A 12,623-nucleotide genomic window follows, 5' to 3' on the forward strand; every position below is an offset into this window, starting at 1 on the left:
AGTGGATGGGTCGGGAGCAGCGCTCCTGACCGGGGACAAAAAAGAGTTTTTGCGCCCCGGAAAAGAGACCCATCTTCTCTTCGAACCGGCAACGGTTCACATGAGCCGCCGCACAGGCGGCTGAGAAGAAACGGTCGCTGATGCGTCCTCGAGGAGCCGCCGCGTAGGCGGAGGCGGGGCCGAAAGGAGATCGTCAAATGCCGCCGGATAGGCGGGAGTCCTGATCCGTTCGGCCAAATGCCGGCGGATCAGGAGCGTTCATTGAATCCTTAGGGGAACAGCGAAAAAAATCGCTCAGTCCCGTGTATGACGGCCACTTGAAGCGCGACTCTTTCGTTGATGTTATCAACGGCGTCGCACTTCGTGCCAGCCAGCCGGTTCACAAGGACCTGCAGCTCCCGGAAACCGGACGTATCATCCCGATCATGCTGGGCCTTCGGGCTTGGATACCGCGCCGGAGCGGAAAGTCCGAAAGATCGAGCCGGCCGGCGCGCTTGCGGATTTGTTCGCCGAGGTCGCAGGGCAATCATGTCCTGGCCGAGGGTCCTATTGGGCCTTGGTCTCACCCAGGCGACGACAGCCGGTATGTCGCCCGTAATGCGCGCTGCCCTTAGTTTTTTGTCGTGCACGCAATGCCGTGTTGGTCTTAGAGCAAGGAGATTTTCACACTCACTTCAGTTTGCGAGGAATGGTCGACCTGATCAACGATTACAGAAGATAGAGTTCTCTGCCAGCGGACTCACTTCAATCGATCTTACTTGATGATCCACCATAATGGTGCCAAACAGCTGATACACGAAATCATGTGAGCTCCCATCCACCCAGGGGGCGGCAGGGTCGATGGTCATGACGCGAGCAGCGCTTTCCGGTGCTGCGGACATAGTATCACGCGTCGCGATAAGAGGACGTTATTCGAACATTGGCTCGGAAGAATTTCTATAAGCCCAGAACGACATTCCATGACCACCGGGTCTGGATGGATGTGGATCGTGGTCGAACTGAAGACCACGATACATACATCAAGTTCGTGCAGTATGCCGTTACGGGATCAGTTGCACGTCGTTCAAGGAGAAAGACCGATGGGCAACAAGGCTGAGGTCAAGATTCACCCTGAAACAGGTGCTGAACTGGCCCGCGGTGTTCGGTCTGTGCGGTTGTCTTTCAAGTCGCAGTCGATGGTGGTCGATCTGCCTGGTTGGTACTCGGAGAACGACGCAATGGGCAAGAACGGCCTTTTCGACAAGAAGGATATGCAGGTATCAGACCGCGCCATCAACTTGATGAAAGCAAAAGAGCTCGGACGGCTTCTGCCTAAGCAAATCAAGACGATCCGATTGGCCCTTGGTCTTTCGCAGAGAGATGCCGGGCATTACATCGGCGGCGGCCCCAACGCATTTCAGAAGTATGAGAGCGGCGATGTACTGCTGAGTAAATCAGCCGACACTGCACTGCGTTTGCTCGCTGTCGACCCAAGGCGGCTCGATGAAATCAGGGATTGCAACGCCACCTGATGAGCCACGCTCTTGGTATCGCTCACGATCTGGCGAAAAATCTGCGCGGAATCGGTGCCATGGCTGGAATCACGATGCGAGGTATGGATGCGCTTCGCCTGCCGAATGGAAGAAGGTCCCGAGTGCCCATCACGTCCCGACTTACTTTGAGAAATAGATCTGGCAGATGAATGTTCCCGATGCTGGATGTCGTTCGACCTCACAAGGTCTTCTGACAGCTTCCAGCGCTGATTTGGCAAGAAGCGCGCGTTTTGTCGCACAGGAACCCTGAATGCTTCGAAAAGGCGGGCACGTAGAAACTCTTGATGTCGGCAAGAGCGGACCGGGAAACACCTCCTGTTCAACATTTGGCGTAAAGGGCTGGACCCTGCGGGGACACGCCGAAGTGTTGCTCAAGAAACCTGACATGCGATGGGGTCAGTGCACCCTCGTGTCCCTCCGCGAGGAGAACGAAACCGGGCACCGGCACATCCGTGCGCATCGGGGACGGTCGCGAATATACATTGTCCTCGAGAGCCGCGAAGAACACGAACTGTGGAAACGTGACCCTCACGTAGGGGCCATTCATCTCGTCGAACTCGTGAAGAACGCAGGACGGAAATCCTTCGAGCTGTTCCCAATCGTCATCGAGGAATGCGACACTGGAACCCACGAGCACTTTCTCTTTCTGCTGCAATTCGCTGAAACGCACGACCGCATCGCCGTTCTTTCCGCGACGCCAGTAAGTGTAGCCGGCAGTGAAGAGGGCACATTCCGAGATCTGCCCGCGTTCTTCGATCGCGAAAACTTCTCCCGGCGTGGCCGCCTCCGGGGTCGGGACCAAGACGCCAAGCGCCTCGCGGACACTGCGCCCGTGGACCTCGCTGGTCACGAAAGTGGGTATGGAAACGGTGTTCGACATAGAATTCTCCTCTTGCGCTGCCCCCTCGACCGGAGTGGGGCTTCTTGCGCGCTTGCTGTCTGGCAAAAAGGAAGTAGGTCCAGCTTCCCGCATGCAAAAACCGAAACCTCGGATTGCCGGCTCGGTCCTTGCCAGTGAGGCCGCGCACCTGCTGGAGGGGTCACCGAGAGGCGCCACGCAATGGAGCAATGCATTCCCAGAGCAAATCAATGACACCGGGATTTCGCGATCTGGCTTGGTGCTTCTTCGAACCGCTACTGCCTGAAGGTGTGTGAGCACATAAGCTCCCACGGAATCCGGGAGGGGCACTCATGCGCTCTGCGAGACGGCATGGCCCGCCATTCCGCCTGGTTCGCGTGTCCACGCGCTGCCATTCGGCATGCCACTGATTGGTTTTTTCTCTTCGGACAGGCGAACCCACATCCTTCGTGATGAAGCAAACCACGACGTCACATAGGAGGTCCTCATGCGTCAAAACCTCAACAACACCGCGAAGATCGATGCCGCGCTGGCCGCGACGAACGGTCGGGCTCAGTCCTTCACGGTCACCTCAGCTGATACGCTGCGTGTGTTCGCCACGGCCGCCGAGGAGCAGCTCGCTGGCATTCTTCCCAAATCCGCCTGGCCGGGGGCGCGCGTCACTTGCTGCCCCCAGGGCCCGTCTTCGAGCTACAGTTACAGCGCACAGACAACAAAATGCGTGCTGGAGCGCGGTGCGAAAGACTGGTTTCTCATCTCATGCGAACGGGATCAGGTGTTCCCGAAGGCGCCGCGCATGTGTCGCGTCACGCTGACCGCCGCGCAGACTCTGGCAGTCCCGCTTGTCGCGGAGAAAAGGCTTGCCGCGGCATTCACACTGACCCCGGTCGCGCAAGACGCCAGCGCGCATGAACGTCTCGAACTTCACGCGGCAGCACAAAAACTCGCCGGCGTGGCTTGAGCTCCGTCCCCAGGGCACGATCACGGATTGCACGACCGCAGCAATGTCCACACTGCTCGTAGGGCCCTGAATGCTCTGCATTCAGGGCCATTCGCTCCCACTTGCACATAGACTAGCAAATGTGGTCGCGACCCTCCACAGCCGGCACGCCCTTGGCGCGTTTCAGGCGCTTCTGACGCGGAAGGGCGCGTTGGGGGCGCCGAAGCCGGCACAGCCCGGATCGCGTTGGAGGATGTCGAAGAAGAGCAAGCCCGCGAAGGCACGGGAGTATGTCTGGAAGAACGCGCTGCCCTCGTCGTGGTCGTAGAGCAGGTTCAGCGCCTGCATCCGGGTCAGGAGATCCGAGGCAATGTGGAACCGGGCCGCCAAGTCGTCTTAGTAGTTCGTCGACTGATCGGTTTTGGCGGCCAGGAAGATGATCCCATGTCCTCGTTAGCAGCGATGCCCGCTGCAATTTTCAACTACGGTAAGGATAACATGCAAGACAAGATCTCCTTTGGACCCGCCACCTACAGCTTCGACACCATCATCAAGATGGCGCTCAGGGTTGTTAAATCGGTCGCGTCATTCGGCGTGACAGATCTCGACGACGCCGCTGAGCACTGTGCAATTCTTGGAGAGAAGCTGACGGCAGAGTACAACTGTCTCACTCCGCTGAATCTCCTGCCCGCTTTTGAAGCGCGGATGGACCGCATTTCCTATGCCATGCCAGAGTTGTATCTTTCGCGCCCCGCCTTTGTAAAAGCCTGCGTGCGAGTGCCTCAATCTGCTGCTCGAAACTTCAACGAGGAACGTGGGCTCCAGGAGCTTTCCAAGTTGCTCCATACCTTTGACCGTCTGCGCCACGACGGCGTTCCGCCATCTGATACTGTCGAGCTTGTCGCATGGGTGACTTGCACGATCCGTTTCATGAGTTTTTGCCGCGAACATCCCAGGCAGGTCCGGCCATTCACGTCGCCCGAGCGCCAGAACAAACTCTGACCGTCGGCCGACTTCACGGTCGAAAGAGCGCGCCTTATGCCGGACGCTGCCATCGTTCTCGCCGGCACGGTCATTTAGCGGCTATGAGCCCCGAGCCTAAGTTCGCTTCTTGCTACGATCGCCGAGCTCCTCGTGGAGTGCGGTAGCCTCGGCGAGGAGCGCGGGCGAAACAACATTGCGCGTGTCATAGTGCCGGATCGGCCGCACCAAGTCGCGTGCGGCGTCAAGCGTCTCCTGGTTGTGTCGCAGATGGAGAACATCGAGCGTAGGGGCAAGGTCACCGCTCGAGGTGAATGCCCCCATGTCGAGAATTTCGATGTCCGACTGGCGGGAGATGTGGCCATAAGCAACAATCCAATATGCGAGCCAGTAGTCGAGGGTTGCCGGGTCGTGACTGGCAATCACCTCTTTCATCCCATCGAACAGAATAGGGCGATGTAATCGTCCGAACTCGAAATGCCCGATATCATTCATGTAGGCCTCGGCGAAGCCGCTCGCACGATGGATGTCGAGATAGCGCATATGTTGGCGGTGCATGGATAGCGCGTGATCGAGCGGTGCGCGCAAGGGCACGATAATGCGCGCATGTGGAAACGCACTCTGCAAGGCGGGGATACGCGCGATATTCGCGTTGTTCTTGGAGAGATAGCGGGGCGTTCCCGGACCCCTATGACCACGCGACGCAATCAATCGGCGGATCAGGTCAGCGAGCGGCTCCCAGATCCGTTGACCCGCATCGTCTCCGCAGGTCGTCAGGCCACTCGCGCGGAATGTCTCTGGAAACTGCCGTAGCCAAAGCACTTCCTCGAAGGCCTCCGGGCTGTCTGCGTTCACCATCACCCCATCGGAGTGGGACCGCTCGCTTGGGGTCAATTCGATCTGAAATTTCCTCGACAATCGACCCCAAATGACCGGAGACAGCACGAAGGGCATATCCCGGTAGGTATGGGTCACGACGTCGGGATGCCGCGATAGGACCTGGAGCAAGAGCGTCGTGCCCGCACGCGGCAATGCCGTGATGAAGATCGGGGCTTCGACCGGTTGGCGGCGAATGTCTTCACCGTAGAGCCTCTCCTCAAGGTCGCAGAGCACCTGCTGGGCAAATTTAGTACCGAACGCAAGACGATGCACCGCGCGATCAAGAACGGAGTAGTTCGACGCTTGCAAGTCCTTACCCCGTTTTCAAGCGTTGGAGTCGGGCGAGTGTGAACAGGGCAACGACAGTAGCACTCAACACGACTGGGCTAAGGGCAAACGCCATGAACCGTGTTAGGTCCAAGCCAACCACCATTGAGAGCGCGACCGGCAGGCCTGCCGCGGTCAACACTGCGACCGTCTTAGTGAAAAGGCCTACGGACTGGCCCAGGGCCGTAATCGCTGACTCGCGTATGCGAGTTTCTTTCTCTCGCTCATTCAGCGTATCGTCGCTGATGAGCAAGGCTGCGGCCCGGAAAGTGGCCAGCAATTCCATGCACCGGGTGACCAGCCCGAACCGCTGGAAGGCTGCATAAAAAGTAAGGCACGCGATGACATAGGTCGCTGCGATCATTGCGTCTCATCAGCGTTGTCTTTGTTCGCTGCTGCGCCCGCTCTGCGACCTTTGAGCAAGCGCTTGAACGGATACCAGACGAAGCCGAGGATGATTAGCCCGATCACGCCGAGAAAGGCAATCACAGAGCCGATCGCGCTCAACCCAGCGCCTGGGCCGACATAGGCCACCGCCGGACTGGCGCCAGCGGAAAGGACGCCAAGAATAGCCAAGGTGGTTATGGGAAGAATGCGCATTGTCAGCTCTCCTTGCATGTCCATGAATTCTTTTCAAAAAAGTCTGGCGGAATCCGCATCACGACCTCGAAGAGAGACGCGGTTTCGTCATCGTACGGAAGCCGATAATCCCATACGACCTTGCCGGCTGGATCCACCTCGAAAGCACGCCCAGCCAAGGTCTCCGTGATCAAAAGGTTGCCGTTTTCGAGCCGTTGCTGCGCCCCCATAATGTCGCTGTGGAAGCGGTCTTCTTCGGCTACCGGGTGCAGCACATTCGTTGTGTCCGTCGTCGCGTCATAGGAGAGGATCTGGCTACCAGTCACCCATGGCCCGACGATTTTTTTCCGGTTGTTGAAGATCTCTATGCTTCCATCCGACATCACATCGGCGTCGTGCTGGTGCACCCAAGGACCCTGCTTGTGCCATTTAAGCCGGCCATCTTCCTGGTCGAGGATCGCAAGCATGTCCATGCTGCGCAGCGAGACGAGAAGATCACCCGCGCGCACATCCCCTATCTTCTCAGCAAGCGCCTCGTTGACCAATTCCACGTCGTTTAGGTGCGTCGGGTCCGGCATGAATTCGAGGAGTGACGAATATAAGGCATGTTCGAGGCCAGCATCGGTCACCGCCTGCAGGACTGAAAATTCACTAAGGATTTCGCCCTCCGTGGAGACCTTCAGAATCGAGTTGTTGTAGTGGCGCCCCCAGCCGATAAGTTTCTGGGCGAGATCATCCGCCGAGACCCCGCGTGGCAGTAGATCCGTTGGCGTCTCTTCCAGGGGAATATGCGAGGCCAACCAGAAATCGCCCTGAGGCGTTCGAGTAACGGCATGGTGCGTCATGCGGTCGAGTTTCCAGACAGGCTCGGAACAATGGTCGAGGCGCACAGCCCCGAGGTCGCTCACATTGACGACGATCGAGCCATCCGGCAGCGGCCAGAAGCCCTGGGTATGGTAGTGAAGATCCGATTTCGGCAAGTTTTCCACCGGGCTGACATGAGTTGGATTGGTCCAGAGATCGAAAAACTCGATGGTCCAGCGATGGACCTCCGTGCCATCCATGTCGACCATGCGAACCTGTGCACCCCCGGGTAGGATGCCCTGAATCAGCGTATATCCGGATTGAACGGCTCCGGTGTCATGGGCCACTACACCAGTTCCGGGGTAGGTCTGTGGCATCAATAGATCAGGGCGCGTCTGACGCATTTCAGAGATCAGTTGTGTGGTGTCGTTCCACCCTTTTTCGAGGGCTGGGAAGGGAGCGACACCGAAGGAGGCTAAGAGCCCGCCCAAAAGAAAGAGCGCGATTGCCAGCGCAGTTTTTTCAGCAGGAATAGCGGAGCTTCGAGGGGTTCCCGAATGGGGCTTCCTACGATGGTGTGCCCTGCTATTGTGCGGTGCGTTATGAATTTCTTCTTTCCTCCTAGATTATCTGACCGGAAATGCGCGCTTTTTGCAGACGTTAACGATCATATTATTCCGGTCCTCTGATCCCTCTATTCGTACGATGTCGTCTTTTGGAATTTCATATCACTGGAATGCAGTTCCGCCGAGTTGGGGATTTGTGCCAGGGGGTTCGAACTGAACGCGATTGGTGGCTGGAAAGCTTTTTGAATCTCTCAATTTGCTGCATCAGGGACAGGCTCCAATACGTTTGAGGTGTCTGCACGCGTTTTCCAAAACCAGTTGGCGCCCCAAACTACCGCGGCTGCCACGATCGCATCCCAGATGTAATGATAACCAGAGTAAACGGAAATCAGGACGATCATGATGAAATACGACCAGCCGATTACTCCAAGGATGCGGGAACGCTCTTGGAGATAGAGGGCTACTATAGTGGCAACGGCGACATGCATCGATGGAAACGCGGAAATGGCCGATATTTCAATGACGTCAATGCTTGTAGATACCTCCCAAAGGCGGTCCTGAACTTGGCCTATCGGTGACGCCAGCCAGCCTTTGGCTGTAAGAGTATCATGGAGACCAGCAAACGCATTTCCCCCCGTCAATCGGTCAATATATATGGGTCCGACCGATGAGCCGATAGTGGCAAGAACATTGCCAACCACGAGCCATGATCCGAAGAAGATCCAAGTGAAGCGGGTGGCACGCTGAATATCCGGGTCGGTTGCGACCACCAATATCGGAAACGCCAAGGCCGCAAACATCCAGACAGGCAGATAGAGCGTGGGGAACCATGCTGCGAGCGCATCAGGCGTGATCCCGTGAACAAGCTCCCAGGCATGGTTACCGAATAGGATCACTTGATCCATTTGAATTAGTGCTTCGTCCGCATAGAAAGGAACAAGCTGCGGAATTGTGCATTTCGCGAACATGAAGCCGATTTGCACAATGAATGCGCTGGCTGTGACGTAGAGGGTCGGCACTATTCGTTCGATAGACCTTTTCGGCCCCAACAGAAACGCAGCGAGTGGAATTGCCCACCACAACTTGACCAGCAAACCGGACAATGTTTGGAACTCGTCGATGGCTGTTCCAGTGAGCACATTGAAAGCCGCTGCGAAGCTACCGTTTAACAGTGCAGTAATTACCAGAATCATACTTAAGTATATAAGACTTGCTCTCAAAAGTATGTTCACGAACACCACCATTTAATTTAAATCTATGTCGCACCCCTCGCGGTGAAATTGGGCGAAACTGTGGCATTCGCTCGCAAAAATATTGGTGATCGTGGGCGGTTGACGCGAAATGGGATCTTCGTCAATCCGATGCCACGCACCTCTACTGGTGGTCGTGCGGCCTCTGCCAAGGAGACGATCGGATTGCCGCTGATCGCGGGTGCAAATGACGTTGGAACCATGCCCCCGCGAGCCCCGGCATACATTCGTGGCGCTCATCACGCATGCCTCGGTCGGGGTTCTCTATCCGGAGCCCTTTCCGAGCGTGCCGTTTAGGTGACCGCAAATCGCCTTCATATTGCGATTTGAGAGCGCCGCGAGTTGGATGTCCCTGGGCAGGCCCGCTTGTTCAGGTTCTCGACCGCTCCATTTGCCACAGCGCCTTGGTGGCAAAACCCAGGCGTCGGTACAGATCCCGGGATTGAGATTGCGCCATCCGTGGAACACGAAGCCGTCGTCGACCTAACCGAACGACGTCCCGGCAGGGGAGGGATTGCCATCACGTTCATCAACTGGTCCATCAATTGCCAGGAGCGGTGATTGATGTTGCTGTTTGCGCTCTTTTCGGCGGCTGCGCTGATGCCACGCGAGTGCGTCGGGGGAACCTTCGCGGCTGTAGACATCAGCATACATCGGCTCGTGGCCGATGCGGACGAGTTTGCCGTCAAATCCGAGGCCACCTGCCATCTGTTCCGGCGGCCAGCATTCCTTTACGCGGTCATTGACGGCGGCGCGCCGCATTGAAAGTCGGAACGGCTTACAGCGCCCGTGCGGACCTGACCATGGGGAAGCGGTTTGATGGCATACCGTAGTAGTCGTTCAAACAAGCTTGCTCTTCATCGACGTCGGCAGTGCACGTGACCTGACGATAAATCGTCGATAGGTGTCGACCGATTTCTGCGGCGATCTCGCTCACCAGTACGTTAGCGGCGAACATATCTTCAGTAAGGCGCCATTCGCGTAGATCCAACACGGTTTGGGCCATGTCCATTCTCCTTGCTTTCCAGCAAGATAGGGGATTTGTCGCAACCCAGTTTAGAATGTGCCCGCCTACAGACTGTGTTGCAACCAAGTAGAAATGTCACCGATTGTGCAAAGCGGAAATGTCACCGATAGGCGCTGACGGTAGCGCGGCCTGACAGGGCGGAGACCTCAATTATCGCAGCCATGGCTGGCTGCGCGGTCTTCCCGCTCGGCACGTTTGCGGGCGTAGTAAGGATCGAGTTTAGAAGGCCTTCCCGGCGATTTCTGGCCCGTCTTTTTGTAGCCATTTCGCGCGCTCTCTGGTTTGACCCTTGGTTTTGGTGGCGTCTTTTCCTTGTTCTTCCTTGATGTGCACCAATACCACGCTCAGGCGTTTGTTTTCGGTTACGGCGGCATGGGTCACGCGTTGCTGGTGTGGGTCGAACACCGTGTGGGGCAGGGCGACGCCCTTCGCACGGATTTGGATGCGCCCGTCTGCGTATTCATAGGTATCGACATATTTGCCGACGATGCCGTGCGTCAGGTCGTTGACCTCGAGCCGGTTGCGCTTGCGATCGTACTTCAGGGTCAGATCTTTTGTGACATAGCGTTTGTCGCGCAGGCAGAAGACCTCGGCCAGGCGATCCGGCTCGATGTTCATCGCGCGGTGCAGGTTGCCGGGCACGCCGGCGGCTTTGCGAACTTCGCATTGTAGCGCTCCATGAAGCGGGGAAGGAAGGCATTGCCCGCCGCCATATCCGAGATGCCGGCCAGCCGGAGTTCCTTCACCAGCCGGTATTGCAGCGTGCGGTTGGCACGTTCGACGCGGCCTTTGGCCTGGCTCGAATTGGCGCACAGAATCTCGATGTTCAACTCTGCCAGCGCGCGGCCGAACTGGGTCATACCGCTCGTGTGCTGGCTGGGCTTCGGAACGCGGAAGACCGCGTGCTTGTCGCTATAGAAGGCCACCGGGCGGCCATGGTTGCGCAGATAGGTTTCCAGTGCCTCGAAATAGGAAAACGTGCTTTCCGATGGCACAAAGCGGAGTTCCATCAATGTGCTGGTCGCATCGTCGATGAAGACGAGCAGGGTGCAGGGATCGCCCCGATCCTCAAACCAGCGGTGCTCGGAACCGTCAATCTGGATCAGCTCGCCGAAACATTCCCGGCGTAGGCGCGGCTGGTGGAATGTTCGGCGCTGCTTGCGTGACAGCCAGAGCCCATCCTCGACCATCCATTTCCGGACCGTCTCGCGAGAGACCCTGAACCCGTGTTGTTCCGCCAGCATCTCAGCCGCCAGCGTCGGACCGAAATCCGCGTAGTTATCTTTGATGAGGGTCAACGCGTAGGCGCGCTTCGCCTTGTGAATGCGGTTGTTCGGAGGTTTGCCGCGTGCTTTGTGCCGGATCGCCGAGGCGCCATCCGATCGGTATCGCCTCAGCAGCCTGAACACCTGGCGCCGTGTCAGGCCCAGCATGTTCGCGCCATTCTCGACAGTCAGGCGCCCATCATCAATCTGTGCCAGCACCTCAATGCGGTTCAACTCGCGCTCGCTCATCATCACCCATCCCATACCCGATCTCCCTCAGTCTTTCGGGGGAGAGTGACATTCCTGAATTGCTCATGGGTGACATTTTAGCTTTGCGGCTACAGACTGGATATCGCATAATCTATGTTATGTAATAAACTGGAGCGTATCCACTTGATCTGATCCCCGCAAACTGGACCGTTTCAAGGTAGAGTTTTCCGCTACGATTTCCCGGCTGGGAGAGGAGCGGAATCACATGAAGGCATCGAAGTTTTCGGACGCGCAGAAGGCGTTCATCATCAAGCAGGGCGAGGAAGGCACGCCGGTGGCTGAGATCTGTCGCAAAGCCGGGATCAGCCAGGCAACCTACTTCAACTGGAAGAAGAAGTATGCCGGCTTGCTGCCGACCGAGATGAAGCGGCTGAAGCAGCTCGAGGATGAGAACAGCCGGTTGAAGAAGATCGTGGCTGACCTGACGCTGGACCGCGAGATGTTGCAGGACGTCATCCGGCGAAAAATCTGAAGCCTGATCGGCTGCGCGAACTTGTTCGTGGGATGTGCGGCGATTGGGCGGTCTCGATCCGGAAGGCCTGTGGGGCCATTGGATTTGATCGCTCGACGTTTCACTACAAATCCCGCCGCGCTGATCAGGCTGCCGTCGAGAAGCGGATCAAGGAGATCTGCGAGACGCGTGTGCGCTACGGTTATCGCCGCGTTCATGTGCTTCTGGACCGCGAAGGATGGGACATCAACATCAAGAAGGTTTACCGTATTTACAGGGAGTTGGGGATGCAGCTCAGGAACAAGACGCCCAAACGACGGGTGAAGGCGAAGCTGCGTGATGATCGCGCAGAGGCTGTTGGCCCGAATGACGTCTGGGCGATGGACTTCGTGCATGACCAGTTGGCGACCGGTAAGAAGCTGCGGGTCTTGACCGTGGTAGACACCTTCTCGCGCTACGTGCCGGTGCTCGACGCTCGGTTCAGTTACCGCGGCGAAGACGTGGTTGCCACGCTGGATCGGACATGCCGCGTCACGGGTTATCCCAAGACGATCCGGGTCGACCAGGGGAGCGAGTTTGTCTCCCGCGACATGGACCTCTGGGCTTACCAGCGCGGGGTCACTCTCGACTTTTCCAGGCCGGGGAAGCCGACCGACAATGCCTACATCGAAGCGTTCAATGGCAAATTCCGGGCAGAATGTCTGAATGCCCACTGGTTCCTGACGCTTGCGGATGCGGCTGAAAAGTTGGAGACTTGGCGTAGATACTACAACGAGGAACGGCCACACAGCGCGATCGGCAACAAGGTCCCGATCACGCTGACGAAATCGGGGGACACAACCAGCCTGTCACCCTGATCGAAGCGGAAAAACTCTCGCCAAGAGCGGTAGAAG

11 protein-coding genes and 2 pseudogenes are annotated in these 12,623 nt (G+C 57.4%); 5 read left to right on the plus strand and 8 right to left on the minus strand.

Annotation, left to right across the window (positions count from 1 at the left end; translation table 11 throughout):
• Nucleotides 1-910: 910 nt before the first annotated feature.
• Together HOY44_RS22685 and HOY44_RS22210 are read left to right on the plus strand one after the other, a co-directional pair.
• Nucleotides 911-1,096 (plus strand): type II toxin-antitoxin system MqsR family toxin, encoded by a 186-nt coding sequence (locus HOY44_RS22685; RefSeq protein ID WP_353806686.1) that lies wholly within the window; start codon nucleotides 911-913, stop codon nucleotides 1,094-1,096.
• A complete protein-coding gene (locus tag HOY44_RS22210; RefSeq protein WP_287437963.1) occupies nucleotides 1,080-1,511 on the plus strand; it encodes a type II toxin-antitoxin system MqsA family antitoxin in 432 nt (143 codons plus the stop codon). Before HOY44_RS22685 ends, HOY44_RS22210 begins: the two co-directional genes overlap by 17 nt.
• A gap of 340 nt (nucleotides 1,512-1,851) precedes the next feature.
• Here HOY44_RS22210 and HOY44_RS22215 read toward each other — a convergent pair whose 3' ends face one another.
• Nucleotides 1,852-2,412 (minus strand): hypothetical protein, encoded by a 561-nt coding sequence (locus HOY44_RS22215; RefSeq protein WP_287437964.1) that lies wholly within the window; start codon nucleotides 2,410-2,412, stop codon nucleotides 1,852-1,854.
• Nucleotides 2,413-2,878: 466 nt separating this feature from the next.
• On the opposite strand from HOY44_RS22215, the gene HOY44_RS22220 reads away from it, so the two are divergent.
• Both HOY44_RS22220 and HOY44_RS22225 read left to right on the plus strand, forming a co-directional pair.
• Nucleotides 2,879-3,352 (plus strand): hypothetical protein, encoded by a 474-nt coding sequence (locus tag HOY44_RS22220; protein WP_287437965.1) that lies wholly within the window; start codon nucleotides 2,879-2,881, stop codon nucleotides 3,350-3,352.
• Nucleotides 3,353-3,577: 225 nt separating this feature from the next.
• Nucleotides 3,578-4,333, plus strand: coding sequence for a hypothetical protein (locus tag HOY44_RS22225; protein WP_287437966.1), 756 nt, complete (start codon nucleotides 3,578-3,580; stop codon nucleotides 4,331-4,333).
• Between the two features lie 96 nt (nucleotides 4,334-4,429).
• Here the strand turns inward: HOY44_RS22225 and HOY44_RS22230 are convergent, their stop codons facing one another.
• The 7 genes and pseudogenes from HOY44_RS22230 to HOY44_RS22265 all read right to left on the minus strand — a co-directional run bounded on the left by HOY44_RS22230 (nucleotide 4,430) and on the right by HOY44_RS22265 (nucleotide 11,273).
• Complete coding sequence (locus HOY44_RS22230; protein ID WP_287437967.1) at nucleotides 4,430-5,500, minus strand: sulfotransferase; 1,071 nt, start codon at nucleotides 5,498-5,500, stop codon at nucleotides 4,430-4,432.
• Between the two features lie 4 nt (nucleotides 5,501-5,504).
• The gene (locus HOY44_RS22235; RefSeq protein WP_287437968.1) at nucleotides 5,505-5,882 is read right to left on the minus strand and encodes a hypothetical protein; all 378 of its coding nucleotides are present in this window, start codon (nucleotides 5,880-5,882) and stop codon (nucleotides 5,505-5,507) included.
• Nucleotides 5,879-6,118, minus strand: a complete 240-nt coding sequence (locus tag HOY44_RS22240; protein ID WP_287437969.1) for a hypothetical protein — start codon at nucleotides 6,116-6,118, stop codon at nucleotides 5,879-5,881. Before HOY44_RS22240 ends, HOY44_RS22235 begins: the two co-directional genes overlap by 4 nt.
• A 2-nt stretch (nucleotides 6,119-6,120) precedes the next feature.
• Nucleotides 6,121-7,278, minus strand: coding sequence for an arylsulfotransferase family protein (locus HOY44_RS22245; protein ID WP_287437970.1), 1,158 nt, complete (start codon nucleotides 7,276-7,278; stop codon nucleotides 6,121-6,123).
• Between the two features lie 440 nt (nucleotides 7,279-7,718).
• Nucleotides 7,719-8,699, minus strand: a complete 981-nt coding sequence (locus HOY44_RS22250) for a phosphatase PAP2 family protein (RefSeq protein WP_287437971.1) — start codon at nucleotides 8,697-8,699, stop codon at nucleotides 7,719-7,721.
• A 282-nt stretch (nucleotides 8,700-8,981) separates the two neighbouring features.
• Nucleotides 8,982-9,723: pseudogene (locus tag HOY44_RS22735) on the minus strand (transposase).
• A gap of 167 nt (nucleotides 9,724-9,890) precedes the next feature.
• Nucleotides 9,891-11,273, minus strand: a pseudogene (locus HOY44_RS22265) (ISNCY family transposase).
• A gap of 211 nt (nucleotides 11,274-11,484) precedes the next feature.
• On the opposite strand from HOY44_RS22265, the gene HOY44_RS22270 reads away from it, so the two are divergent.
• Nucleotides 11,485-12,587 (plus strand): IS3 family transposase gene (locus HOY44_RS22270; RefSeq protein WP_287437974.1). Its coding sequence is split into 2 segments (ribosomal slippage): nucleotides 11,485-11,746 and nucleotides 11,746-12,587, totalling 1,104 coding nucleotides; the frame shifts between segments, so codons are not numbered across the junction.
• Nucleotides 12,588-12,623 lie beyond the last annotated feature (36 nt).

This window comes from Maritimibacter sp., assembly GCF_016774595.1.
Lineage (GTDB): Bacteria > Pseudomonadota > Alphaproteobacteria > Rhodobacterales > Rhodobacteraceae > Maritimibacter > Maritimibacter alkaliphilus.

Bases quoted from the DNA above. Each gene is read 5' to 3' on its own strand.
- HOY44_RS22235 (WP_287437968.1), bottom strand. From the start codon at position 5,882: ATGATCGCAGCGACCTATGTCATCGCGTGCCTTACTTTTTATGCAGCC.
- HOY44_RS22215 (WP_287437964.1), bottom strand. From the start codon at position 2,412: ATGTCGAACACCGTTTCCATACCCACTTTCGTGACCAGCGAGGTCCAC.
- HOY44_RS22245 (WP_287437970.1), bottom strand. From the start codon at position 7,278: ATGCCACAGACCTACCCCGGAACTGGTGTAGTGGCCCATGACACCGGA.
- HOY44_RS22240 (WP_287437969.1), bottom strand. From the start codon at position 6,118: ATGCGCATTCTTCCCATAACCACCTTGGCTATTCTTGGCGTCCTTTCC.
- HOY44_RS22210 (WP_287437963.1), top strand. From the start codon at position 1,080: ATGGGCAACAAGGCTGAGGTCAAGATTCACCCTGAAACAGGTGCTGAA.
- HOY44_RS22220 (WP_287437965.1), top strand. From the start codon at position 2,879: ATGCGTCAAAACCTCAACAACACCGCGAAGATCGATGCCGCGCTGGCC.